The sequence below is a fragment of the Microcystis sp. LE19-8.1F genome (assembly GCF_027531715.1).
GTDB lineage: Bacteria > Cyanobacteriota > Cyanobacteriia > Cyanobacteriales > Microcystaceae > Microcystis > Microcystis wesenbergii_A.
This window is the reverse complement of the sequence record NZ_JAPZSO010000078.1, coordinates 16,650-40,400: the sequence shown is the minus strand read 5'-3', so window position 1 is coordinate 40,400 and position 23,751 is coordinate 16,650. Positions and strand designations below refer to the sequence as shown.

The following is a 23,751-nucleotide window of genomic DNA, read 5'->3' as shown; positions in this document are numbered from 1 at the left end:
GTGACACTGTACCTAATACGACTGCACACCGCTATAAGCTAGTGAGGTACACATATTTTTCTTCCCTTTTGACTTTTGCCTCTTGCCTTTTGCCTAAAACCCATAACTTTTGTACCTCAGCAGACTGAAAAACGCTATAGTTGAGGTTTTGGGGTTTTCGGGTATTAGTTGAAATTTCCCCACTCCCCTCATACCTGATAACTGATAACTGATAACTGATAACTGATAACTGAATTAATGATCCTTCCTGAATTATTTGACCTTTGGCAAGAAACCCTAGAATGGCAACCCGATGGGGCCCAACAAGCGCGATTTCAACAACTTTATGAGTTGATTTTAGAGGGTAATCAACGTTGTAATCTCACCCGAATTACCCAACCGGAGGAGTTTTGGGAAAAACATCTTTGGGATTCTTTATCGGGTTTAGCTTGGTTACAAAAATCCCAGCCAGATTTATTGACAAAATCCCTATCAGTCATCGATTTGGGGACTGGGGCCGGATTTCCGGGGGTGCCAATTGCGATCGCCTATCCCCATTGGTCGGTGACTCTCTTGGATTCCACCCAAAAAAAGATTAATTTTCTTGAAGAAGTTATTGACAAATTAGAGTTAAATAACACGAAAACTCGTTTAGGTAGGGCGGAAATCGTCGGGAAAAACCCTAAACATAACTGTGCTTACGATATCGTCTGTTTGCGAGCGGTAGCTAATGTGGATATCTGTGTTAACTATGCTTTGCCTTTCCTGAAAAAGACCGGAATCGCTATCCTCTATCGTGGTCAGTGGTCGTCGGAGGATAGTTCGAGTTTAGAGAAGAATCTAGGGAAAGCTGGCGGTAAAATCCTCGAAATTGCCAGTTTCACCACTCCCTTAAGCGAAAGCGTCCGTCATTGTCTATATATCTCTAAGAAACAACTTTAAGCGGTGAGAGGATGGAAAAAGAAAGCCAAGGCCAGAATAGTATATGTAGCTAAGAGTAACATTCCCTCTAACCAATTCGATCGCCCATCACTACTAATCGAATTAGCCAACCACACCGCTACAGCCACTGCCACCAACTCAAAGGGATTAAAATTTAGATCCATGGGCTGACCGATAATATAACCCATGATAACCAAAACCGGAGCCACAAACAGGGCGATCTGCATACTGGAACCAACGGCCACAGATACCGATAGATCCATTTTATTCTTAAGGGCGACGGTGACAGCCGTAGCGTGTTCGGCCGCATTACCGATAATAGGCAAAAGAATCACCCCGGTAAACAGCGCCGTTAAACCTAGCTGTTCCGTAGCCTCCTCTAGGGATGCCACCAATAACTCCGATTCTACGGCCACGGCGATGGTAACGATCAATAAAATCAAAGACCAAAACCAGATTTTCGGCCTTGCGGTGCTTTCTCCGGTACTTTCCTCCTCGATACCGGCAACCCCGACATCATAGAGATAGGTGTGGGTTTTCATGGAAAATAAGAGACTTAAACCATAGACGAAAATTAACACCGCTGCCACGGCCACGGATAGACGCTGCAGGACTGCTTCCCCGACTCCCGTGGAGGTAAATTGCACGGCAGTGGGTAAAAGGAGCGCCACCACCGCCAAATTCATGGCTGAAGCATTTAAACGGGCGGTTATCGGTTGAAATTCCTGTTCTTTGAAGCGTAAACCGCCTAAAAACATCGATAATCCCATAACTAAGAGTAAATTACCGATAATTGAGCCAGTAATCGTCGCTTTTACCACATCGATGAACCCTTCCCGCAAAGCGACATAGGCAAGAATTAATTCTGTGGCATTGCCAAAAGTAGCATTCATCAAACCGCCAATATTTGGCCCAACCACCACCGCAATCGCTTCCGTGGCTTCCCCCATATAGGCCGCTAGGGGGATAATAGCTAGACAAGCGGTGATAAAAACTACCGTTCCGCCCCAGTGTAACAGCGAACCGGCGATCGATAGCGGCACAAAAATCAATAAGATGGCGAAAATGGTATTTTTGCTTAACATAAAGTGGGTAATTTTGTCAAGATAATTTTATTTTGATCGGAGATGGGAACTAGAATCGGATTCTAGCCAAAATTCCCCAGTAGAACCGGTTATTATCCATAATATTGCCCTAAAACCGTCTCTGAGCGACTTTTCTAGGGGTTCGGGGTGTGATTGGGAGGGAACAGTCACCGGTTTAATCACGATTCCACGACTACCAAAAACAATTTCTCCCACTAATCGCGCCCTTCTCATGTGATTATCGGAAGTGACTAGATAGACACTATCAATACCTTGGGCTTTCAGTTGATCGGCTAGGCTAGTAAAGTTAGTGACAGTATCTCGCGCATTGTAATCGAGATGGAGACGTTCTAGGGGAATTCCCGCTTTTTTAAAAATCTTTTTCACATATCGTCGCGGACTACCGGAAGACACCCAAATCGGTAGATCAGGATATTCCTTCGCTAATTTTGCCGCAAAACGTTCTCGATCAGCATGACCTCCCAAAACAAAAATCGCTTCCGGTTTTACCCACCGGTAACGTAAATCGTGGTATAACCAGCCTAAAATCGCCAAAATTAGCGGAATAGCCAGCCATTTTAACCTAGATTTGCCTAACTTCGCTTTCAGAGAAACTCGCTTTTTTCTGCGAGAATTAGCCTTGAGAACCATATATCAGTGATCGGTGATCAGTTGTCAGCCTTCAGCTTTGTGGATTAAAGTGATCGAGGATGAGGGTCATCGAACTCACATTGACGTAGGAGATAGGGATTTTATTCCCCAACTGACCGATAATTTTCCTGGAACTCAGGTTGATTGATGGGGTCGCTTACATCCCCCACCAACGGGCCACCGCTTCGGGAAGGGGCAGCAAAATACTTAATAACAAAGCCAGGGAAAATAGGCCTAATAAATCTCGTTTATTATCCAATTCCGTCACATCATTTAAAGCCGGTTGATCGCTGACCGGCATTAATAAGAGAATAATCGCCCAGAGTAAAAAATCTGGTTGCACTAGGGCTAAAATAAACATGAATAATCGAGTTAATTGACCGATAATTATGGCGGTTTTCTGCCCATACATGGCGTGAACAATATGACCACCATCCAATTGACCCACGGGCATTAAATTTAGGGCTGTAACGATAATTCCCACATAACCAGCCACCGCTAAAGGATGTAAATGGATGGCTTTTCCTGCGATTAAATTACTGCCGAGAGCTAGTTTAGCTACGATAGACAAGAAAAAAGAAAACTGCGGATTTAAGGCCTGAAAATTTAATAAACTGCTTTGATTGGTTAGGGGAACTATTTCCGAGAGGGACAATCCCCAAAACAGTAGAGGAATAGCGATAATTATACCCCCCAACGGACCGGCCACTGCCACATCAAATAAAGCTTTACGGGTGGGTACAGGCGATCGCATTTGAATAAAAGCCCCGAAGGTGCCTAGGAAGAAAGGAAAGGGGATAAAATAGGGCAAGGTAGTTTTAATTTTATATTTAACTGCTGTCAAATAATGGCTAAATTCGTGCAGTCCTAAAATAGCAATTAAGCCTAAACTATAGGGTAAACCTTGCAATAATAAACTAGAATTATTTTCTAATTGTTGGGCGGTAATGCCACTTAATCCCGCACCGATGACCGTGGTAGTTAAGAGAGTTAATAACAATAAACCCAGGGCAAGAAGGGGGCGAGTAACTTTTTCAGTTTCTATAGTTTCTGTTTTTTGCTGCCAGGGATTAGCCACAAGAGCGAAAAAAGGTTGTCCCTGAAAACTTTCTTGGAAAAGCAATAAAAAGCGATCCCCAAAAACCTTTTCCACATTGTTTTTAATCACTTGATAAGCTTCTTCGGGAACCGCCCGCAATTTCCCCCGACAGAGAATTGCCTGGGGACGATAATCGATATTTTGCAGATAATAAACACCCCAAGGAAAACAATCTCTTAGGGATTTTTCCTCTGCGGCAGTGATCGGTTTTAAATTATTTTTAGGCGCAGGATTATCGATATTTTCTAGGACTAAATTCGCTGTTTCCAGTGGTGATGGGGGGCTTTCTTGGGGAGTAACTCGACCCTTTTGTACTAACCACCAGTACAAGAAAGGGCAGATCACAAAGGGACCGAACAGCAAAAATGCCGGCATGGGGGTATCCTCTCCATAGATTAACGTCCAGCCGGTCCAAATAAGAGCCGGAGTCATCAGGACTAACCAAATTAACCATATTGGTGTTGTCGTGATTTTGGCCACGCTACGCTTGACGATAAAATAGGTGAAACCGCCCAGAATCCCTAATAACAACCACATTTCCATATCGGCTCTTTTCTCTTGAGTAAAAGGCGGCTAATTTCAGCCGGCCCGGTCATCGATCGTGCTAAGTTATAAACCGCATTGATTGTGATTTGGATAGGCAAACCATGCGATCGGAAACCGAATCGTCTCCTTTAGAGGTTAGCAAAACCACAAAACCCCCCCGATTAATTCTAGAAGGTTTATACGCTTTCTCGCCTAATCGGGAAACCCTAGGGGGAACCTCTTATCTTATTGTAGAAAATACCGGCAATATTCTGGTGGATTGTCCTAGCTGTGAGGAGAGCGAGCGAGATTTTCTCCTAGAAAAGGGTGTCCGTTACCTATTTTTTACCCATCGCGGGGGTCAGGGTAAACAGAGCGATTCTCTGCAAAGTTTACTTGATTGTGAGATTATTCTACAGGAACAGGAAGCCTATCTGCTTCCTCACCGTCAAATTACCGTTTTTCAGCAGCAAATCCAGTTATCTCCCACTTGTAGCGGTTTTTGGACTCCCGGCCATTCTCCCGGTTCCTCCTGTCTCTACTGGAACCGTCACGGGGGGGTTTTATTTACTGGTCGTCATCTTCTCCCCGACACTAAGGGTCAACCGCGACCCCGACAGACCGCGAAAACTTTCCACTGGCCGCGACAATTGCGATCGCAACAGGCCATTTTAGACCGTTTTAGTCCGGAAACCCTCTCCTATCTTTGTCCGGGGGCTAATACCGGCTTTTTGCGTGGTCGGGGAATTATCGATCGCGCCTACGAAAAAATCAGCGCCAATCCTCTTAACTAGGGTTTGCGGCAAAAAGTTTCTCGTGGGGGCAGGGTTTGGGGTGTAGGGTTTCACTGATTTTCATCTGGCCCTACTAAATCCGGTTATTAAAAACTGATTATTTATTCCCCGTTTTCCAGTCAGTGCCTCTCCTGATATGTAGCCTATACTCAACGGATTTAGTATTACTTCCGATTTTATCGCTCAATCCAAGCTTTTGGGGGGTTCTACCCCCCAAACCCCCCGTTGGGGGCGTGGCGCGGCCACTGAGCCTTTACATTGAGCCTGTCGAAATGTGTCGAAGTGCCGCCCCCAAACCCCCCGCGCATTAGTTTTTCGGTGGGATGCTTACACGCAGCTGCTGATACATCTGTAATAATTTAAGAGTCACTCCCCTTGCAGGAGTGCCTCTCCTGATATGTGGCCTATACTCAAGGGATTTAGTATGATTGACGAATTTGCGTTATTTCAGCTTCTATTTTCCAGTCAGTCAGGAGTTTCAAGCTTTGTTGCCCTGCTTTTTGTATTAGTTTTGTACTATGACAAGGATAATGCAAGGTTTTTGAAGGTCTCAATCCTATTTTCTTGGACTAACATCGGATTTTAACAGGTCAAAAGCCTTATTTTAAAAGGGTTTTACCATTATTCAGCCAGCCGTAACTAAAGACTTTTTAGAAGCTGCATCGTTCAATTCCCAGAAATTATGAATTTAACCGTTAAAGATTTGGGTGAACAGGGATTGCTACCGATTCTGCAAAAATATTGTCCTGCGGAGATTATCGGTGATGATGGGGCGATTTTATCCCTGAAAGAGGGTTACTCTCTCGTCGTCACCACTGATGTTTTAGTTAATAACGTCCACTTTAGCGATATTACCACCTCTCCGGAAGATGTGGGCTGGCGAGCGGCGGCGGCTAATTTATCCGATTTAGCGGCTATGGGGGCAGAACCCCTGGGAATTACGGTAGGATTGGCTTTAACTCCCGATCTAGCCATCGATTGGCTAGAAGGACTCTATCGGGGTCTTAGCTCTTGTCTGCAAGTATATCAGACGGCGATCGTTGGTGGCGATGTCTGTCGGGCCACGGAGATTAACATCAGCATCACTGCCCTGGGACAAGTGGCAAAAAATGAAGAAATTAGACGTTTTAACGCAAAAGTTGGCGATAGTATCGTTATTACTGGTTATCACGGTTTATCGCGGGCCGGATTAGAGTTACTCTTTCACCCTGAAACCGGGAGGAATTTAAATTCCGCCCAAAAAAAGCGATTAATCCAAGCCCATCAACGCCCGCGACCGAGACTTGATTGCATACCACATTTACAAAAAATTGTCAAGCAATTTCCCATCGCCGGCATGGATAGCAGTGACGGGTTAGCAGATGCCATCATGCAAATTTGTCGCTGTAGTGGGGTTGGTGCCGAAATCGAGAGGATTCCCCTGCATCCAACCCTGAAAGAATATGTAGGAGCCGAAAAAGCTCTAGAATGGGCTTTATACGGCGGTGAAGATTTTGAGTTAGTTTTGTGTTTGCCTCCGGACAGTGCCAGAGAATTGCTGGAGAAAGTGGGGGAAGAGGGGGCGATAATCGGTCAAATTGTCCGGGGGAAAGAGATAAAATTAGCCGACGGTAGAAACCTCAGTTTAAGCTCTGGATTTCAACATTTTTAGCCTCTATAAATCGCCAAAACCTTTCTTTTTCTTGATTTTCTTTGGTTTTTTCGGGCTGCCACCTTGACCGCGGAACCCCGGTTGATTGCCACCCCCAAACATTCCGCCACCCATCCCGGGCATCCCAGGCATAGCGGGCATTTGTCCCCGTCCCATCTGTTGCATCATCGATCGCATTCTGGTGAAATTAGTAATTAGTTTGTTAACTTCCGTTTCCGGATGTCCCGAACCTTTGGCAATGCGACGACGACGATTAGGAGACTTAGCCAATAAATCGGGGTTAGCGCGTTCCTCCGTGGTCATGGAATTAATCATCGCTTCCGTGCGTTTTAGCTCTTTTTCGCCCTTTTCGATGTCTGTCCCGCTCAGTTTGCCCAGACCGGGTATTAACTTTAAGACTCCCCCCAGGGAACCCATATTTTTTAACAGCCGCATCTGTTTGAGGAAGTCATTAAAATCAAACTTAGCCTCTAAAATCTTGGCCTGCATTTTGGCCGCGTCTTCTAGGTCTAACTGTTCCTGAGCTTTTTCCACTAGCGTCAGGACATCACCCATATTGAGGATGCGACTGGCAAGGCGATCGGGATAAAATGGCTCTAAAGCCTCGACTTTTTCCCCAACCCCAACAAATTTAATCGGTTGTCCCGATATTTGCCGCACTGATAGGGCCGCCCCACCACGAGTATCGCCATCGAGTTTAGTGAGAATTGCCCCCGTGATGCCGATTTGTTGGTGAAAAGTGTTGGTAAGACTGGCCGCTTCCTGACCGGTCATCGCATCCACCACTAATAAAGTGTCGTCGGGGTTGACAATTTTCTTGATTTGTGCTAGTTCGCCCATCATCTGGGTATCTATCTGCAAACGACCGGCGGTGTCGATGATAACGGTATCTACGCCCAATTCTTTGGCTTTTTCCACACCTTGACGGGCGATATCGACGGGATTAGCCTGAGAACCCATCTCGAAGACGGGAACATTTATCTGTTTACCGAGGGTGATTAATTGGTCAATGGCCGCTGGACGGTAAACATCGGTAGCCACCATCAGGCAGCTTTTGGACTGTTTGCGGAGGTATAGGGCTAATTTGGCGGTGGCGGTGGTTTTTCCTGTCCCTTGTAACCCGGCCATTAAAATTACGGTGGGGGGTTTATCGGCCTGGGCTAGGGGAACGTTGCTTTCCCCCATAATTTTGACTAATTCATCATAGACAATTTTGATAAATTGCTGGCCGGGATTGACTCCAGAAATAACTTCAGCGCCAAGGGCTTGTTTCTCGACCTCAGCAATAAATCCCTTAACTACCTGTAGGTTAACATCTGCTTCCAGTAAAGCCCGCCGGACTTCTTTGAGGGTTTCTTGTATATTGGCCGAGGAGATTTTATCTTGACCTCGTAACTTTTTCCATGCGTCTTCTAAGCGATCGGCCAGTGCGTCGAACATAGTTTCGGAATTAAATTTTTAACTAGATCGATTTTATCTCAATGTCGGGCTGAAGACCCCCGTTCTTACCCTGTCAGCTGTTGACTACAGCGTTTCTCGTCAAGCTGAAGTATAAATTAAACCTGGCTTCGGCAAGGTTTTCAGGGGCCAAAACGCACCTCATCTATCGGAGAAATGCTGTAATTTTGTCTTTATATCCCTCTTCTGTCTCTCTCGGGAACGGAAAAACAGAAATGACAGGTAAAAACGGTTTCCAGCCGAGAATTTATCAATCGATTAAGTTGAGTATATAGAAAAGAAAAGTAGTGAATTAGTCGAGGAGTTAAGAAAACACAGAGCCAATCTTTTAAGCGATTCAAGTAACCGCCAGGCTCGACAAATAATCGAATATTATTTAGGTTATTTTGACCTCCTTTCCCAACAGACCACCAAAGATGAGTTATACTAAATCGGTTTTTAATAGTATGATTAAATGCCAATCCAACTTTAAAAACCCGCTTTCTTCTTCCCACTCCCTACTCTCCTATACTTTTTCCACAGGATTGAGTATTACCATAATTTCTCCGCCGGTTTTCTGGTCAGATTTATTAAGTCACCATTGCCCTAAAAATCCAGTAAGGGCTGAATAATTTTCGCTGTCAAAGCCCATCGACCTCAAGCGAGAAAAATTGATTTTTGTAAATAATAGTTTCAACGCACTCGCTACTAGCATAGGATAGAAACATCGGATTTCCAGGAGGGGTGACGATGAAAGACAGTTCTATATTCCGACGTTTCCCGCAGGTATTCGCGGGTTTATCGGCGCTATCGATCGCACTCGTCTTCAGTTCGTGGATAGCGGCGCGAGCGATCTTGGCGGTGAAACAGGCCGGCGATGTTTTTGTCGTGACCGGTTCGGCAAAAAGGGCGATTACATCGGATTATCTTCTCTGGCGTTTATCGGTTTCCAGTCAACAACCCACCGCCCGCGATGCCTACCGCGATCTGATTCGGCAAACCGAGCGGATACGAGCTTATCTCAAAGAAAAACAAGTTCCCGACGACGCAATCACCACCAACGCGATCGAGACGATGCCGATTCCTGAAGTAACGAACGGCCAGGAAACTGGGCAAATTCTCGCCTATCGCCTCACCCAACGCTTCGAGATCCGAGGGAGCGATGTGGCCCGTTACAAGGAACTTTCTAGGCAGGTAACAGAATTGATCGAGGAGGGAATTAACCTCGTCTCCGAACCCCCGCAATACCTTTACACCCAACTCGATAAACTGCGGGTGGAAATGGTGGCCGCGGCGACCAAGGACGCCAGAGCGAGAGCCGAAGCGATCGCCAGTAGCACCGGCAGTCGGGTGGGAAGGGTGCGCGATGCAAAAACGGGAGTTTTTCAGATCACCTCGCGCAATTCCACCGACGTGAGCGATTGGGGAGTTTACGACACTTCCTCGATCGACAAAGATATTACCGCGGTCGTTTCGGTGACGTTCGGGATCGAGTGAATGACAACCCACTCCTTACTGCTGTCCAAACAGCGGAGCGTCTGTGCTAGATCTAGACTTGACCATGAGAGTAATTTTAGCCAACAGAGAACCTCTGTTTGAGTTGTCTCTTTGTGTCCTTCGTGTCTTTGTGGTTCGTTCCAGTCGCTCGCTGGCAGGACTGTATCATAACAATACATTTTACCCACCAAACCCAAGAGAGCCGTTAATTTGATCGCAAAAGGGAAATTTAATCTCTCTCAGCGAACACCTGTTCTAGTCAGCTTGTATGTAAAGTTTTATCTACGGATTCAACATTGCTGGCTTTTAAGTAAGTTTGAGTAAGTTTAGTTGGGCCGTAAAACTTGGGTTTTTTCGATCAACCATTTATCTCCTTTGGGTGTTTTCGATCAACCATTTATCTCCTTGCCGTACCAAATCATAGCGCAGGTTCAAGGACTTATTATAGGAACGATTGACAATTTCTTTGCCATTATGAAAATACATCGCCTTTTCGTTTACTATCGCTTCCACCGTCGCTAAATTAGGATTTTTCGCATTATTAGTAACCGAGCGCACATCCACTTGATGCTCGTAGCGCCAATAGTTATTTCCCTGTAAAGCCGCCGCTCGTTTTTGCCAAATTTCTAAGGCTGAACCCGTTAAAACCTCTTTCAATTGCTCTTTTTGGTGTTCACTGCCAAAAGCGGCCGATTTTGCTTCTAACCAAGCTTGAATCGTCTCCTTTGCTGTTTCCTTGTCCAAGGGAATCCCTTCCATCACTTCCGCATTAGCCGAGGGAATTTCTAGTATGGGAGTATTTAAAGAAATCGGTAACTGTTCCCCTTGCAAGGCTGCCAAAGGAGATTGACTATCGACAATTGCCTTTACCCCCAGGGCCAAAACCGCGATTGTTCCCACTAATCCTACCCCTAATATCGCCACTCGATCGAGTCGCAGTTTTCTGCGGGCTGGTCGTCTCCGTTTCGGTGCGACTACGGCAGTTTTTGCCGTTTCTAGGGCTGCCGGCCCGGAGTTGCCTGCTGCTTGGGGGCGCGGGCGACTAGGACGACGACGGCGGGGATTAAGTGCCGGTTGACGATAGGCTGCTGTCACCACCACAGTACCCTGAGTATAGGGGGTGAGAGTTTCCTCCTGAGCGGTGACTCTCAGGGCAGGTACAGCAGTGCTTGCCCGCTCACCGTTAGCTCTAGCTAAAGACGGTTTTTGGGGACGAGAGTGGGAAGAAGAATAAGCAGATTCCCTCATCGGTGTCACTCCTGGCACTGGGTTTAAATGGGTGGGGGGGGTGTGGGTTTTCAGAACATTTACTTCCGATTCTAAAGGTTCGCTGGGCTTTTCTCGAACCGGCACAGGAACTTTTTTGTCAGGAAAACCTGACAATTCTTCTAAATAATTTTGTACCTCTTCCTCAGCAAAATACTCTTTGAGTGAGGCTTTCTCCTCGACTAAATCACTAAAATGGCAGAAAACTTCTGTTTGTAACCAACGCTCACCGTAACGACATAACCCAGGTAAAAGATCGGGAGATTGCCCCGATTGTTCCTTAATATAATTTAATATTTCTTGCTCTTGACTTTTTTCTAAAATTGTGCTTGCTTGTTCGGTTTGACCGAGCAGTAGGGCGCAGATCGATCGCTCTAGGGAGACATCCTGATGTTTTTGTAATTGCTGTAGGCGCTCGCTGGCTGCCACAATAGCGGCGGGTTGTTTTTGGGCGAAACCGCGGGCGATCAAGGCATAGACCAGCAGATAATTACCCACCGCCGAGGGGCGTTGTGCCTCCTTTGCCCAAATTTTCTCCTGTTCAGCCTGAGTTAAATAAACCCGTAACTGTTGAATAAAGCGTAAAAAATTATCCACCCCTAACCCAGAGCGATCATCGCCCTGGCCATCGATGCCGCCGCGAGCGGCCAACATCTCCTCCAAGAGATTTAAGCCGCGCTGACGGGCAAGACTAGGTTTTTTTTCTTGGGATAACAATTCCAGAATCCGGTAGGGACGCAGGCGATCGCAATCATGGCGAATCTCGCTGGCCACTTGCGGGAACATTTGTTCTTTTTCCAACCAAGTCAGGGCTTTGGCCGCAGTGCTGGCCGCCTGTTCATAATTTTTATCCTGCCAATATTCCCGACTTAATTCCCCGTAGGCCAAAGCCAGGGTTAAGATCATGTCTGGGCGAGTAATTGGCTCTAAATCTAGATAAGTTTCGGCCAAACGAATCACTAACTCGTATTCTCCCAACTCTTGCAGGATGAGCAAAGCTCCCACCAGATCGGCGGGGGCAATAGTAATCTGGGAAGTGAGATATTCTGAGGAAGCCGCCGCCACCTCCCCACCTTGAGAATCTAGGTTTTCGGCGCTGCTTTCTGGGTTGAGAAGCAGGGGATTGGAGTCGAACAATTGGGTATCGTAATCACGACGGCGATCCGCAGCACTTAACACTTGGTAAGCTTCATCTAACAAGTGCTGACGGGCAATGATCGCTGTTTGACTGTATTCTTGACGGGGCAATTGCCGTCCCCGATCGGCGTAGGCCAAATCAATTTGCTCGGCACTCACCTGAAAGGGGATTCCCAATATCCTGTAGTAGTCAAGAGGAATTCGCACGGTTAGCTGTACCTCAACTCTGGAGAGTCCTTAGTGAATTAAATGATGTAAGTGAGAGCGGAGCGAGTAAAATAACAAGATACCATTCTATCCTAGCCAATCTCTGACTGACTAAGATTAGATTCGAGAGAGAAAATACCAAGAACTCCCTGGTTTAAGACTAAAAAATTCACTGCCAGAATTCTCGAAAAATCTACCGCTTCCTCTCCCCTTGCCTTTTTGTTGTCTAAATGATACTACAGACCCTATGATTTCCGAACGTACTTTACCAACCTTTAATCCTGCTTCCATCATTATTACCAAAGCTGAAGGTCTTCGCCTATACGAAGATATGGTTTTGGGGCGGATGTTTGAAGATAAATGTGCCGAAATGTATTATCGGGGCAAAATGTTCGGTTTTGTCCATCTCTACAACGGTCAAGAAGCGATATCTAGCGGTATTATTAAAGCCTTGCGTCAGGGAGAAGATTACGTTTCTAGCACCTATCGCGATCACGTCCACGCCCTCAGTGCCGGAGTTCCCGCCAAAGAGGTAATGGCGGAGTTATTCGGCAAAGCTACCGGCTGTAGTAAAGGACGGGGCGGCTCCATGCATATATTTTCCGCCGAACATAAGCTTTTAGGGGGTTACGCTTTTGTGGCTGAGGGGATTCCCGTCGCTACCGGGGCAGCTTTTCAAAGTAAATACCGTCGCGAAGCCATGGCTGATGCCAGTGCCGATCAGGTAACGGTCTGTTTCTTTGGGGATGGGGCGAGTAATAATGGCCAGTTTTTTGAGTGTCTGAATATGGCTGCCCTCTGGAAGTTGCCGATTATCTATGTGGTGGAAAATAATAAGTGGGCGATCGGTATGGCCCACGATCGAGCCACTTCTCAACCGGAAATCTATAAAAAAGCCAGTGTTTTTAGTATGGTAGGTGTGGAAGTGGACGGTATGGATGTGGTCGCCGTTCATGCCGCCGCCAGAGAAGCCGTGGCTCGGGCCCGCGCCGGTGAGGGACCGACTTTAATTGAGGCCTTAACCTATCGTTTCCGGGGTCACTCTCTGGCAGATCCGGACGAGTTACGCAGTGCTGACGAGAAACAATTCTGGGGCGAAAGGGATCCGATCACTCGCTTTGCCGCCTATCTCTACGAGCGAGATTTGGCCACGAGAGAGGAATTAAAAGAAATCGAGCAGAAAATTCAAGCTGAAATCGAGGAAGCGGTTAAATTTGCCGAATCTAGCCCCGAACCCGATCCTAGTGAACTAACTCGCTTTATTTTCGCCGAAGACGAGTGATTTTAGTGATCAGTTACCAGTTATCGGTTATCAGTTATTGTCCCTCCTCAAGATATTTGACCCAACAAGTGCCATCTTCTTTTTTCCACCAAATCTTGACTGGTTCTGTATCTATTTTTCAGTTACTTTCAACTTAGATATTCGGCTAATTAGGCTTTCTTGGGTATTTTATCTCCTCGTCTTTACTCATTTTATTAGAACAGGATTTGATATTACTGGTCTGAGCAAAAATTAAAATTTTTGGCTTTGCGGAGGGAATTAACCGTTAAAACCACCTGTTCCCCCACCTGTTCAATTTCTTCTAAAGTATTAAAACGACTCAACCCGAAGCGCAGGGAAGCATAGGCGAGAGATTCGGGGCGACCCAGGGCAGTTAAAACGTGAGAGGGGGCGGTATGGCTAGAAGAACAGGCAGAACCGGAGGAAAGCGCCACTATTGGCTGTAATCCTAACAATAACGCCGCACCGTCCACTCCTTCAATACTAATATTTAAATTTCCGGCTAATCTTTGGCTAGGATGACCATTGAGATAGATTCTGTCTAATTGACTGATAATCTCCCATAAACTGGCTTTTAACTGATTTAAGTAGCTGTTATCTTCTTCGATCGCTTTGATACCCAATTCTACCGCCTTGGCAAAACCGACAATTTGCGGTGTAAATATCGTACCCGATCGCAGTCCTTTTTCCTGGCCTCCCCCTTGAATTTGAGCGGCGAGACGGACTCTGGGGTTCCGGCGCCGGACGTACAGCGCACCGACTCCCTTTGGTCCGTGGACTTTGTGGGCAGTTAAGGACATCAGATCTATATTCATTTCCCCCACATCTAGGGGAATTTTCCCGATTGCTTGGGCCGCATCCGTATGAAAAAGTACCTGATACTGGCGACAAATCGCCCCAATTGCCGCTAAAGGTTGAATCACCCCAATCTCGTTATTAGCAGCCATAATTGACAGCAAAATCGTGTCAGGACGCAAAGATTTTTCTAGTAGTTCCAAGTCAATTAGGCCATCAGCACCGACGGGTAAAATTGTCACCTCAAAACCCAATTTTTCCAGATAATGACAGGGATCTAAAACGGCGCGATGTTCTGTCACCACCGTAACTAGGTGCCGTCCCTTGGCGAAATAAGCTTCGGCAACCCCTTTGATAGCCAGGTTATTGGCCTCCGTTGCCCCACTGGTAAAAATAATTTCTTCGGGACTACTATTAATAGCAGCGGCGATTGTTTCTCTTGCCTGTTTAACCGCAGCCTCGGCTGTCCAACCATAGACATGATTAATACTACTGGCATTACCAAAGTGTTCGGTAAAATAGGGTAACATCGCCGCCAGAACTTGCGGATCGAGCGGTGTCGTGGCGTGGCAATCTAGATAAATCGGCTTTTGAGACATATTTTTCGCGTGCGGGGATCAGGAAGGATAGGTGATAGTTATTCTGGTTAAATTGACGCAATCGAGCCGTATTACCTATTGTAAACTTACCGCTAATAGCTATGACGGAAAAACTGAAGGCGATTTACCAAGATGGTACTTTGTATCTGCCAAGTAAATTTTTTCGGCTCTTCTAGAGTAGTTATGATGTATGATACCAAATCCGTTTTTCATCATTATGATTAACTGCCAATCCAACTTTAACAACTCGCTCCCTTCTCCGATACAGCCATTTTCAAGGGGAAAATGTACCCAGTGGCGGCTTGTCAATTTTTTCTGAGAAGCCCCATGCAGCAAGGGAAGTGGGCAGTGGAAAGTGGGGATTTTTCAGTGAACAGTAAACAGTAATCAGTAATCAGTGAACAGGGAGAAGGGAGAAAAAAGCTGATAAACCGCAACCAGCCAGAGAACTGGAATTTCACGGTCAAGCCACTAAGCCTTTAAAGTCTTGCTATGCAAGGATCGTAGCCGAAAAAGCCAAACTACGGTTTTCCCTGTGGATGGGGTTTAACTGATCACTGATCACTGATCACTGAAGACCGACTCCCCCAAAAGGCCAACTTTGTACCTTACCATTAAGATAACTTCTATATCTTTAGACTGATAGATGCTCGATTCGCTTAATATTTTTTAACATAAAATACGCCCTTTGATTGCTGTAATTGGTTCCCTAGAAGTCAAGCTAATGAGTTATGATCCTAGATAGGAATCCATAGTTCTTAGAGGAGGAAAGCGGGGCAATCTCAATGTTTTGCCCACCGACAAGACCATGATTTTGATCTTTTAAAAATCTCGCATAAATCTTTAAGAACGTTTAAAATCAGCATTCACACAGGAGGTATATTATGACAGGTAAGAGTAAACGCGGTTTTGCCTCTATGGATCAAGCTAAACAACGGGAAATCGCTAGTAAAGGTGGTAAAGCTGCTCATCAAAAAGGTACAGCCCACGAATTTACCGCCGAAGAAGCCCGGGAAGCGGGACGAAAAGGCGGTGAAGCGGTTAGCCAAGATCGCGCCCACATGGCAGCCATCGGACGGGAAGGTGGCAAAAATTCCCACAAAGGCAGTCGTAAAAACTCAAACTCCGAGGTAAATTCCCCAGCCAACGAGTCTATGGTTGAAAATTCCTCAGATTTTGGCAACTCGGAGGCAAATAGTTGACTTTGGTTGACTTTTTCTCGGACCAAGAGGGTGTTGGGGGTTAGGTGTTGGGGTGTTGGGGTTTTAGTTGAATTTCCCCATCTCCCCATTTCCCTATTTCCAATAAATACTTTAAGGTTCGATACTGACAATCCAAGTCCCAACGTAGAGACGGACGGGAATATTGCCAGAGGCAATCACATCACAGGTAAAGTAATAAGTGCCTAATTCAGGATTTCTGACATTAGACATGACGATTTCAACTTTACTGGTCGGATCGATCGCTTGTTCGGGGACAATTTGAATAATGCGACTATCCTTATCCCAAACCACTTCCTTTAAAGGTAAAGATTTGTTGTTGATGCGTACCTCGATTTTATTGGTGTCAAACTGGCCGTTAAAATAATCGGGATAGGAAATAAAAAAAGCCGCAGCCCCTTGGGAGAGTTTTTTCGGGGGGATATAGAGTTTATAACGATCCATTTGCTGGGGACGGCCACCGAATTGCAAGAAATAATCTAAGATATCCTTGCGATCGACTCCACTAAAAATTGTTAGGCCGGGGTTGCCATTGGCTAAAGTTATTTTTGGTAAAATAATCCCCGCACCCACAGCTAAGGATAGAGCAATCAAAGCGGGTGTCCTAGCATATTTAATTACTTTTGTCAAGACTTTTAACATAAATTTTAACCCAAGGTGAGGGAGATGGTGATGGCCGCAAGGGGCCGAATACAGTTCAACTGTAACAAAACCCGCTCGTTTCTTACCTAGACCTTTGCCAGTCCGATAAGTGTCTTGGTTAACGCTTCATCGCTCGTGCCATATCCCGTTGATCCTGACGACGTTTCAAATCTTCGCGTTTATCGTGTAATTTCTTGCCCCTACCGAGGCCAATGCTGATTTTTACCCAACTACCTTTAAAATACATCTTCAAAGGCACAAGAGTTAAGCCTTTCTGTTCTACTTGACCGATGAGTTTGCTGATTTCCTTTTTGTGCATCAACAATTTTCTCGTCCGGCGCGGATCGTGATTAAAATATTCGCTACTCTGTTCGTAGGCGGAAATATGAACATTAATTAACACCGCTTCACCATTGCGGACTAAAACGTAACCATCCCGCAGGTTTACCTTACCGGCACGCACGGATTTAACCTCGGTCCCCAGCAACTGCACCCCCGCTTCAAAAGTCTCTAAAATCTCGTAGAGATGGCGTGCTTGCCGGTTATCACTGATAATTTTGATTTTGTCGTCTTGATTAGCCATATAGTCAAATGAAAAGTGAAAAGTAAAAAAGCGATTGGTAGAGGCAGTATCGGCTAATTATCTCGATTTTCCCATGTCCTTATCTTTATATCTTACTCGCTCTTTTGCTCTCTCTGGACTGACCGTTGGCGGCTCTTTGGTGATCACCGGCCTTGTCAGGGGGAACGAGAAAGGGGAAAATGAGAGCAGTGTTAAATTTTTATGAAGTTTGGTTCTGTGGACAAAATTCGTACTGTTTCCGATAGTAAGCGTGATTTTTATACTCGCCACACCCGCCCCATCAATTCGGTGTATCGGCGCGTGGTTGAGGAATTATTAGTCGAGATGCACCTGCTCTCCGTTAATGTAGATTTCCATTATGATCCAATTTATGCCCTTGGTGTGGTTACTTCTTTCGAGAAGTTCATGGAAGGCTATCGTCCGGGGGAGGATAAACCGAATATTTTTAATGCTTTGTGCCAAGCGGTTAACGGTAATCCCGAAGTCTATCGTCGCGATGCCGAAAATATGATCGCTATTGCCAAAGAAACTAATATTGATTCCTTGCTCTCCCAACTGCAAAACCAGGCTCTAGGTGGTAACAATCAGTTGTCTGATAGTTTAGTTTCCCTGATCAACGCGCCTAAGTTTAAGTATAGTCGCCTGTTTGCCATCGGTCTTTATACTATTTTAGCGGAAGCACAACCGGACATGATCAAGGAAAAAGAAAAACGCGAACAAATTTTGCAAAAGTTCTCAGAAATTCTCCATCTCTCCAGCGAGAAACTGCAAAAAGACCTCGATGTTTATCGCGGTAATCTCGATAAAATGGATCAGCTGCTCAAGGTTATCGAAGATGCCCTAGAAGCAGAAAAGAAAAAACGTCAACAAAAAGAACAGGAAAAACAAACCACCCCGCAATAAAGGCTCTCAACCGGAAATTACCGCGTGCAGACAAGGGAATAGGGAACAGAAAAAGGATTAAATCGGCTCTCTTTCTTTACTGTTCCTTCTGACCTCGTTCTACAATTAGGATCGGCAACCCTTAATATTTATCTCCCGTGACTAACTCCTCCATCACCGCACCCGTAACCGATATTTTGGCAAAAGCGCGGTCAGGGGCGAATTTATCGGCGAAAGAAGCGATTATCTTGCTAGAAACTACCGATAACCGTTTAATTGCCCAGATTCGGGAAACGGCCGACTTTTTACGTCGTCAACAGGCGGGAGATACCGTCACCTACGTTATCAATCGCAACATTAATTTTAGTAACATTTGTGAGCAGCATTGCAGTTTTTGTGCATTCAGACGCGATGAAAATGAAGAAGGGGCCTTCTGGCTTAATTTAGAGGAAATTATCGCTAAAGCGGCGGATGCCGTCCGTCGTGGGGCGACGGAAATTTGTATGCAGGGAGGATTAAACCCAAAAGCCAAGATTAAGGGCAATTCCTTAGACTATTACCTCGAAATTGTTAAAAACCTGAAACAAGCCTTTCCCGACCTGCATTTACACGCTTTTTCGCCCCAAGAAGTCCAATTTATTGCTAGAGAAGACGCTTTAAGTTACGAAAAAGTTATCGCTTCCCTGCAAGAAGCAGGAGTCAATTCTCTCCCGGGGACGGCTGCCGAGGTGTTAGTCGATGAGGTAAGACGGGTAATTTGTCCAGAAAAAATCGATGCCGCCACTTGGTTAGAAATAGTCGGTACTGCCCATCGCTTGGGGTTATATACCACCAGTACCATGCTCTGCGGTCATATTGAAACCCCTAGTCAACAGGTGCAGCACCTTGAAAAAATTAGAAAACAGCAAGAAATCGCCCTAGAAAATAATTATCCGGCCAAAATCACCGAATTTATTTTATTGCCTTTTGTGGGACAATCAGCCCCCAAACCCCTGAGAAATCGAGTCGGACGGGATCAACCAATTTTAGCCGATACATTAAAATTAACAGCAGTGGCGCGGATTTATTTGGGCAATAGCATTAAAAATCATCAACCCAGTTGGGTAAAATTGGGCTTACAGGGGGCGACAGAAGCCTTAAACTGGGGTTGCAACGATCTCGGTGGTACTCTCATGGAAGAACATATTACCACTATGGCCGGGGCGCTGGGCGGTACTTGTTTGACCGTCGAGGAATTAGCAACGGCGATTAAATCCCTCGATCGCCCCGCCCGTCAACGGGATACAATCTATTAACTAGGGTTTGCTGAATAAGTTTTTTTAGCTTAATCAAGCCCAACAATCTCCCCCTTACCGGCAATCACTTCGCCGATTTGGTAGGCATTAATCCCAGAGGATTGTAGTTGATTAATAGTCGATCGAGCCAGATCTGATGGGACAATGATCACAAAACCGATACCCATATTAAAAGTATTAAACATGGCTTCGGCATTAACCGATCCCATCTGGGCTAACCAGTGAAAAATCGGCAAAATTGGCCAACTTTTGCGGTAAATCTGCACGGAATGCTCTTTACCTAAGCAGCGGGGCAAATTTTCCGGGATACCACCCCCAGTAATGTGGGCCATGGCGTGAATATCTAACCCAGAGCGCAGCAGTTCTAGCACAGGTTTGACATAAAGTCTAGTGGGAGTTAACAAAACTTCACCTAAGCTAGAGCCGGCCAAAATTTCGGGGCAATCTTGCCAATTTAAGCCCTGGGTGTCGATAATCTTACGAACAAGACTAAAACCGTTACTGTGAACCCCACTACTGGCTAAACCGATAGCCACATCGCCGATTTGCACCTTACTGCCGTCGAGTAATTGACTCTTTTCGACAATACCGACGCAAAAACCCGCTAAATCGTACTCTCCTGCCGAATAAAACCCCGGCATCTCCGCCGTTTCCCCTCCCAAAAGAGTACAACCACTATCACGACAGGCCCTAGCGATTCCCGATACCACCGCTGCTAACTGTGACGCTTCCAGTTTACCGGTGGCGAGATAATCCAAGAAAAATAAAGGTTCAGCCCCGGAGGTTAAGACATCGTTGACGCACATGGCCACGAGGTCAATTCCCACCGTATCATGGCAATTGAGACTATGGGCAATTTTCAGCTTGGTTCCTACGCCATCAGTTCCCGATACTAACACCGGTTGCCGATAACCGGAAGGTAACTGAAAATAGCCGCCAAAACCGCCTAAACCGCCGATAACTTCAGGACGGAAGGTACTTTCCACATTTTGGCGAATTTTCTCGACAAAAGCGCGTCCCGCTTCCACATCCACGCCCGCTTCTTTATAATCCATGCCCAATTGACCGATTGTATCTCTCAAATTTTACCTAGATTTCGGTCGCATGGGAATTATAAATTGTGAATTATGAATTATGAATTGGGAAGTGCGGAGGAAAGGGTGCGTGAGACGGCCAAAATTGCTGGTTTGACTCGAAGGTGACAATCCGTCGTAACCCAGCACCTATCATCGACTAAGTAGCCAGTTACAATTAAAGATAAAATACAAAGAATCAGAAGCCTGCGCCACTATCTAACAATTAATTGAGATTACTTAATTAGGGTTTGCTGAAAAAGTACGGGCGAAGCATTCGGATAGAAAATCTACGGTTTCACCGATAGGTTATTACCCGAATGCTTCGCCCCTACAGGACGCAATCGCCGCTCAAGATGCCAGGTTTTGAAGCACGATTATCTCAAAATCTTGCACCTGTTTCGCAAGAAAAGCCACAAAACTCTTACCTTGCCTACATTTCACATTTATTCAGCAAGCCCTAATTAATTAGGAGTTTAGCAAAATGTCTAACGAAACGGTCACTTATTCCCTTGAGGCTGTCTTGACAAGGATTGAGGGGAAAATCGACTTTTTACAAAGAGATGTCAACGAGCGTTTAAACAAGCTAGAGATAGGACAATCAGAATTAAGAGGGGACATTAAAGCTTTAGATGAGCGACTAACCGCAGAAATTAAAGGGTTAACTGCAAGGGTCGGTGATCAAGAATTTACCAATCGGGGGATTCTGATAGCTTTGGTTGTTGCTATTTTAGGAGGAGCGGCCAAAATTTTTGGTTTTCTCCCCAATCCTTGACAGCGATCGCATAATGTTTGAGGAAATTAACGCCCAATTGAAACGGCTAAAAAATTAAACTACTCGATCGAGTGTTTTTTCTGTCAATCTTCTTGGGGATATTTTTCCCAAAGATCTGTGATTTGGCGAAGACTTTGGAAGTTGCCATTACCGAGGATCAAATGATCTAGGAGAGGAATGGCTAGATAGGTAGCTCCCTGTAATAATTGTTCTGTGAGTAGAATATCGTCTTGACTAGGCACAAGTGACCCGGTGGGGTGATTATGGGCGATAATTAACTTAGTAGCTGATTGTTTAACTACTTCTCGAAAGATTTCTCGCGGATGTACCAGTGTTTCCGTGGCTGTGCCGATAGTAATCACTTTGAGTGCGATTAACTGATTTTTGACATCGAGTAAAATAACTGCGAAACGTTCCTGAGACTGATACATTAGTTCGTGGCCAAGGATAGCGGCAGCGGTATCGGGACTATCGATGACCATTTTTTCCGTCGGTCGTCGTTGAAAAGCTCGTTTTCCCAATTCGATCGCCGCTAGAATAGTAGTAGCCTTAGCCGGTCCAATGCCATGAATAGCGGTTAATTCTTGGGGGTGAATATCCCTCAAAACGTCCAAAGGCTCCCGGCGATATTTACTCAATTCGTTGAGAATATGCTGTCCTAAACCCACTGCCGAGAGTTTGCCTTTACCTTGACCTGTAGCCAGTAAAATCGCTAATAATTCGGCGTTACTGAGGTTTTTCGCCCCGACACTGATTAAACGTTCCCTTGGTCTTTCACTGACAGGAATATCGGCAATTCTTAAGCTGTAGGTCATGGAAGTGGCAAGCTACCGCGATAAAATTCCATCATAATCGCAATTTTAGCCAGTGCCTAGAGGGATTTGGCCCGTAAATCAAGGGGAAAAACTCTCCTTACTGATAGCGAATTCCCGCATCTTCGAGGCGCTGTAAAGCTTCCCCTAATCGCGGGATATCGGCGATTAAACTGACGCGCACATAACCTTCCCCTCCCTCCCCAAAAGCATTGCCCGGAGTGACAACGACACCGGTTTTTTGCAAAACACTGAGGGCGAAATCCGTGGAAGTCATACCGACGCTACAGGGAACCCAGAGATACATTGTCGCCTTAGAGGGGGGAATATCCCAACCTAATTGCCCCAAACCTTTGATTAAAAAATCTCGTCGCTGCCGGTATCTTTCCTGTACTTGTTTGACGTATTCATCCGGCAGTTGTAGGGCGGTTTCGGCCGCCTTTTGGATGACGGAAAAGATACCATAATCGAGATTGGTTTTCAGGGTGCGTAACCCTTGAATAATATCGGAATTGCCCACGACAAAACCGACGCGCCACCCGGCCATATTATAGGTTTTCGAGAGGGTATGAAATTCCACACTAATCTCTTTTGCCCCCGGAATTTCTAATAAACTGGTGGGCTGATAACCATCAAAACTCAATTCAGCATAACAGAGATCGTGGACGAGCATAATCTCATAGTCCCGGGCCCAAGCAACGATTCTTTCAAAAAATTCCCGAGGGGCAACGGCGGCGGTGGGGTTACTGGGATAGTTAAAATAGAGGATTTTCGCCTGTTTAGCCACATCTTCGGGGATAGAATCGATATCTATCAGCCAATCCTGTTCCGCTTTTAAAATGATCGGGTATAGCGTCGCCCCAGCAATCAACGGACCGCGAAAATGGGCGGGATAGGCGGGACTGGGAACCAAGACCACATCACCGGGGTTAACATAAGCCAAAGCCAGGTGGGATAGGCCCTCTTTGGAACCGAGCAGGGGTAAAGCTTCGTTATCGGGATTGAGTTCCACACCATAACAGCGATCATACCATTTAGCGATCGCTTCTCGGAAACTGGCGGTTCCTTCAAAGGGTGGATAACCGTGAAATTGGGGGGTTTCAAAAGCTTGAATGGCCGCTTCGATAACTGGACGCGGGGCAGCACCGTCCGGGTTGCCCATACCTAAATCGATTAAATCTAGTCCTTCTTTGCGGGCTAAGGCTTTTAATTCATCCAAGCGGGCGAAAACGTAGGGGGGTAAGGCACTTAATCGCTTGGCGCGGCTATTCGTCCAATCTACACTCATTACTTCTTGGCTTACTGATCGAGGTAATCTAACATTATGACACGAGTGTATGGCTAATTTAGCAGTTAAGCTGTTCGTAATTTAAATTGCTTGTTGAGACGAGGCAAGAGGCAAGAGGCAAGAGGCAAAAGGATAATTTTCCCTTTAACCTTTCGCTTTTTCCCTACATTTGCCGAAAATTTTTTGATTTATGCAAGAGAGCTTTTTTACTGCTTCAGTATGACTAGAATTGCCT

The 23,751-nt window shown here is 45.7% G+C and carries 21 protein-coding genes and 1 pseudogene; 11 read left to right on the top strand and 11 right to left on the bottom strand.

From position 1 onward, the window contains the following. Window positions 1-237 precede the first annotated feature (237 nt). Window positions 238-921: a 16S rRNA (guanine(527)-N(7))-methyltransferase RsmG gene (gene rsmG, locus O9334_RS08115; protein WP_287999804.1), complete on the top strand. Its 684-nt coding sequence runs from the start codon at window positions 238-240 to the stop codon at window positions 919-921. Here rsmG and cax read toward each other — a convergent pair. The 3 genes from cax to O9334_RS08100 all read right to left on the bottom strand — a co-directional run bounded on the left by cax (window position 918) and on the right by O9334_RS08100 (window position 4,299). Beyond that, window positions 918-2,006 carry a calcium/proton exchanger gene (gene cax / locus O9334_RS08110; protein WP_045358817.1) on the bottom strand — a complete coding sequence of 363 codons (1,089 nt, stop codon included), beginning with the start codon at window positions 2,004-2,006 and terminating at the stop codon, window positions 918-920. The two genes, rsmG and cax, sit on opposite strands and share 4 nt — an antisense overlap. Before the next feature lie 27 nt (window positions 2,007-2,033). Next, a complete protein-coding gene (locus tag O9334_RS08105) occupies window positions 2,034-2,657 on the bottom strand; it encodes a YdcF family protein (RefSeq protein WP_287999803.1) in 624 nt (207 codons plus the stop codon). A gap of 157 nt (window positions 2,658-2,814) precedes the next feature. Next, window positions 2,815-4,299 (bottom strand): site-2 protease family protein, encoded by a 1,485-nt coding sequence (locus O9334_RS08100; protein ID WP_287999802.1) that lies wholly within the window; start codon window positions 4,297-4,299, stop codon window positions 2,815-2,817. Between the two features lie 104 nt (window positions 4,300-4,403). Between O9334_RS08100 and O9334_RS08095 the strand changes: the two genes are divergently transcribed. The 3 genes and pseudogenes from O9334_RS08095 (at window position 4,404) to thiL (ending at window position 6,726) form a co-directional block, all read left to right on the top strand. Continuing rightward, complete coding sequence (locus O9334_RS08095; protein WP_190381894.1) at window positions 4,404-5,075, top strand: MBL fold metallo-hydrolase; 672 nt, start codon at window positions 4,404-4,406, stop codon at window positions 5,073-5,075. Window positions 5,076-5,220: 145 nt separating this feature from the next. Further along, window positions 5,221-5,438: pseudogene (locus O9334_RS23125) on the top strand (hypothetical protein). A gap of 319 nt (window positions 5,439-5,757) precedes the next feature. After that, window positions 5,758-6,726 (top strand): thiamine-phosphate kinase, encoded by a 969-nt coding sequence (gene thiL, locus O9334_RS08090; protein WP_045358812.1) that lies wholly within the window; start codon window positions 5,758-5,760, stop codon window positions 6,724-6,726. Window positions 6,727-6,729: 3 nt separating this feature from the next. On the opposite strand, the gene ffh is transcribed toward thiL, so the two are convergent. Then, entirely contained in the window at window positions 6,730-8,166 is a 1,437-nt protein-coding gene (ffh, locus tag O9334_RS08085) for a signal recognition particle protein (RefSeq protein WP_045358811.1), read from the bottom strand. 747 nt (window positions 8,167-8,913) lie between these two features. On the opposite strand from ffh, the gene O9334_RS08080 reads away from it, so the two are divergent. Then, complete coding sequence (locus O9334_RS08080; RefSeq protein WP_045358810.1) at window positions 8,914-9,660, top strand: SIMPL domain-containing protein; 747 nt, start codon at window positions 8,914-8,916, stop codon at window positions 9,658-9,660. A 366-nt stretch (window positions 9,661-10,026) separates the two neighbouring features. Here O9334_RS08080 and O9334_RS08075 read toward each other — a convergent pair whose 3' ends face one another. Further along, complete coding sequence (locus O9334_RS08075; RefSeq protein ID WP_190380765.1) at window positions 10,027-12,270, bottom strand: IMS domain-containing protein; 2,244 nt, start codon at window positions 12,268-12,270, stop codon at window positions 10,027-10,029. A 247-nt stretch (window positions 12,271-12,517) separates the two neighbouring features. Between O9334_RS08075 and pdhA the strand changes: the two genes are divergently transcribed. Then, window positions 12,518-13,552: a pyruvate dehydrogenase (acetyl-transferring) E1 component subunit alpha gene (gene pdhA, locus O9334_RS08070; protein WP_045358808.1), complete on the top strand. Its 1,035-nt coding sequence runs from the start codon at window positions 12,518-12,520 to the stop codon at window positions 13,550-13,552. A gap of 212 nt (window positions 13,553-13,764) precedes the next feature. On the opposite strand, the gene O9334_RS08065 is transcribed toward pdhA, so the two are convergent. Further along, a complete protein-coding gene (locus tag O9334_RS08065) occupies window positions 13,765-14,946 on the bottom strand; it encodes a cysteine desulfurase family protein (protein WP_045358807.1) in 1,182 nt (393 codons plus the stop codon). 884 nt (window positions 14,947-15,830) lie between these two features. Between O9334_RS08065 and O9334_RS08060 the strand changes: the two genes are divergently transcribed. Next, entirely contained in the window at window positions 15,831-16,148 is a 318-nt protein-coding gene (locus O9334_RS08060; protein WP_045358806.1) for a KGG domain-containing protein, read from the top strand. A gap of 111 nt (window positions 16,149-16,259) precedes the next feature. Here the strand turns inward: O9334_RS08060 and O9334_RS08055 are convergent, their stop codons facing one another. Further along, window positions 16,260-16,808 carry a DUF2808 domain-containing protein gene (locus O9334_RS08055; protein WP_287999801.1) on the bottom strand — a complete coding sequence of 183 codons (549 nt, stop codon included), beginning with the start codon at window positions 16,806-16,808 and terminating at the stop codon, window positions 16,260-16,262. 118 nt (window positions 16,809-16,926) lie between these two features. Then, window positions 16,927-17,391, bottom strand: coding sequence for an SsrA-binding protein SmpB (gene smpB, locus O9334_RS08050; protein WP_045358804.1), 465 nt, complete (start codon window positions 17,389-17,391; stop codon window positions 16,927-16,929). 73 nt (window positions 17,392-17,464) lie between these two features. Here smpB and O9334_RS08045 point away from each other — a divergent pair, with 73 nt between their 5' ends. From O9334_RS08045 to cofH, 3 genes are all read left to right on the top strand, one after another. Continuing rightward, window positions 17,465-17,596, top strand: coding sequence for a hypothetical protein (locus O9334_RS08045; protein WP_274518336.1), 132 nt, complete (start codon window positions 17,465-17,467; stop codon window positions 17,594-17,596). Between the two features lie 11 nt (window positions 17,597-17,607). Then, a complete protein-coding gene (psb29, locus tag O9334_RS08040) occupies window positions 17,608-18,294 on the top strand; it encodes a photosystem II biogenesis protein Psp29 (protein WP_287999806.1) in 687 nt (228 codons plus the stop codon). 137 nt (window positions 18,295-18,431) lie between these two features. After that, window positions 18,432-19,568, top strand: coding sequence for a 7,8-didemethyl-8-hydroxy-5-deazariboflavin synthase subunit CofH (cofH, locus tag O9334_RS08035; protein WP_287999800.1), 1,137 nt, complete (start codon window positions 18,432-18,434; stop codon window positions 19,566-19,568). 29 nt (window positions 19,569-19,597) lie between these two features. Here the strand turns inward: cofH and purM are convergent, their stop codons facing one another. Next, window positions 19,598-20,623 (bottom strand): phosphoribosylformylglycinamidine cyclo-ligase, encoded by a 1,026-nt coding sequence (purM, locus tag O9334_RS08030; protein WP_287999805.1) that lies wholly within the window; start codon window positions 20,621-20,623, stop codon window positions 19,598-19,600. A 502-nt stretch (window positions 20,624-21,125) separates the two neighbouring features. Here purM and O9334_RS08025 point away from each other — a divergent pair. Further along, window positions 21,126-21,416: a DUF4164 family protein gene (locus O9334_RS08025; RefSeq protein WP_287999799.1), complete on the top strand. Its 291-nt coding sequence runs from the start codon at window positions 21,126-21,128 to the stop codon at window positions 21,414-21,416. An 83-nt stretch (window positions 21,417-21,499) separates the two neighbouring features. Here O9334_RS08025 and radC read toward each other — a convergent pair whose 3' ends face one another. Next, window positions 21,500-22,231 carry a RadC family protein gene (gene radC / locus O9334_RS08020; RefSeq protein ID WP_287999798.1) on the bottom strand — a complete coding sequence of 244 codons (732 nt, stop codon included), beginning with the start codon at window positions 22,229-22,231 and terminating at the stop codon, window positions 21,500-21,502. A 97-nt stretch (window positions 22,232-22,328) separates the two neighbouring features. After that, window positions 22,329-23,516 carry an aspartate aminotransferase gene (locus tag O9334_RS08015; RefSeq protein ID WP_287999797.1) on the bottom strand — a complete coding sequence of 396 codons (1,188 nt, stop codon included), beginning with the start codon at window positions 23,514-23,516 and terminating at the stop codon, window positions 22,329-22,331. Window positions 23,517-23,751 lie beyond the last annotated feature (235 nt).

Coding starts and splice junctions, on each gene's coding strand:
- rsmG (WP_287999804.1), top strand. CDS start 238: ATGATCCTTCCTGAATTATTTGACCTTTGGCAAGAAACCCTAGAATGG.
- cax (WP_045358817.1), bottom strand. CDS start 2,006: ATGTTAAGCAAAAATACCATTTTCGCCATCTTATTGATTTTTGTGCCG.
- O9334_RS08105 (WP_287999803.1), bottom strand. CDS start 2,657: ATGGTTCTCAAGGCTAATTCTCGCAGAAAAAAGCGAGTTTCTCTGAAA.
- O9334_RS08100 (WP_287999802.1), bottom strand. CDS start 4,299: ATGGAAATGTGGTTGTTATTAGGGATTCTGGGCGGTTTCACCTATTTT.
- O9334_RS08095 (WP_190381894.1), top strand. CDS start 4,404: ATGCGATCGGAAACCGAATCGTCTCCTTTAGAGGTTAGCAAAACCACA.
- thiL (WP_045358812.1), top strand. CDS start 5,758: ATGAATTTAACCGTTAAAGATTTGGGTGAACAGGGATTGCTACCGATT.
- ffh (WP_045358811.1), bottom strand. CDS start 8,166: ATGTTCGACGCACTGGCCGATCGCTTAGAAGACGCATGGAAAAAGTTA.
- O9334_RS08080 (WP_045358810.1), top strand. CDS start 8,914: ATGAAAGACAGTTCTATATTCCGACGTTTCCCGCAGGTATTCGCGGGT.
- pdhA (WP_045358808.1), top strand. CDS start 12,518: ATGATTTCCGAACGTACTTTACCAACCTTTAATCCTGCTTCCATCATT.
- O9334_RS08065 (WP_045358807.1), bottom strand. CDS start 14,946: ATGTCTCAAAAGCCGATTTATCTAGATTGCCACGCCACGACACCGCTC.
- O9334_RS08060 (WP_045358806.1), top strand. CDS start 15,831: ATGACAGGTAAGAGTAAACGCGGTTTTGCCTCTATGGATCAAGCTAAA.
- O9334_RS08055 (WP_287999801.1), bottom strand. CDS start 16,808: ATGTTAAAAGTCTTGACAAAAGTAATTAAATATGCTAGGACACCCGCT.
- smpB (WP_045358804.1), bottom strand. CDS start 17,391: ATGGCTAATCAAGACGACAAAATCAAAATTATCAGTGATAACCGGCAA.
- O9334_RS08045 (WP_274518336.1), top strand. CDS start 17,465: ATGTCCTTATCTTTATATCTTACTCGCTCTTTTGCTCTCTCTGGACTG.
- purM (WP_287999805.1), bottom strand. CDS start 20,623: ATGGATTATAAAGAAGCGGGCGTGGATGTGGAAGCGGGACGCGCTTTT.
- O9334_RS08025 (WP_287999799.1), top strand. CDS start 21,126: ATGTCTAACGAAACGGTCACTTATTCCCTTGAGGCTGTCTTGACAAGG.
- radC (WP_287999798.1), bottom strand. CDS start 22,231: ATGACCTACAGCTTAAGAATTGCCGATATTCCTGTCAGTGAAAGACCA.
- O9334_RS08015 (WP_287999797.1), bottom strand. CDS start 23,516: ATGAGTGTAGATTGGACGAATAGCCGCGCCAAGCGATTAAGTGCCTTA.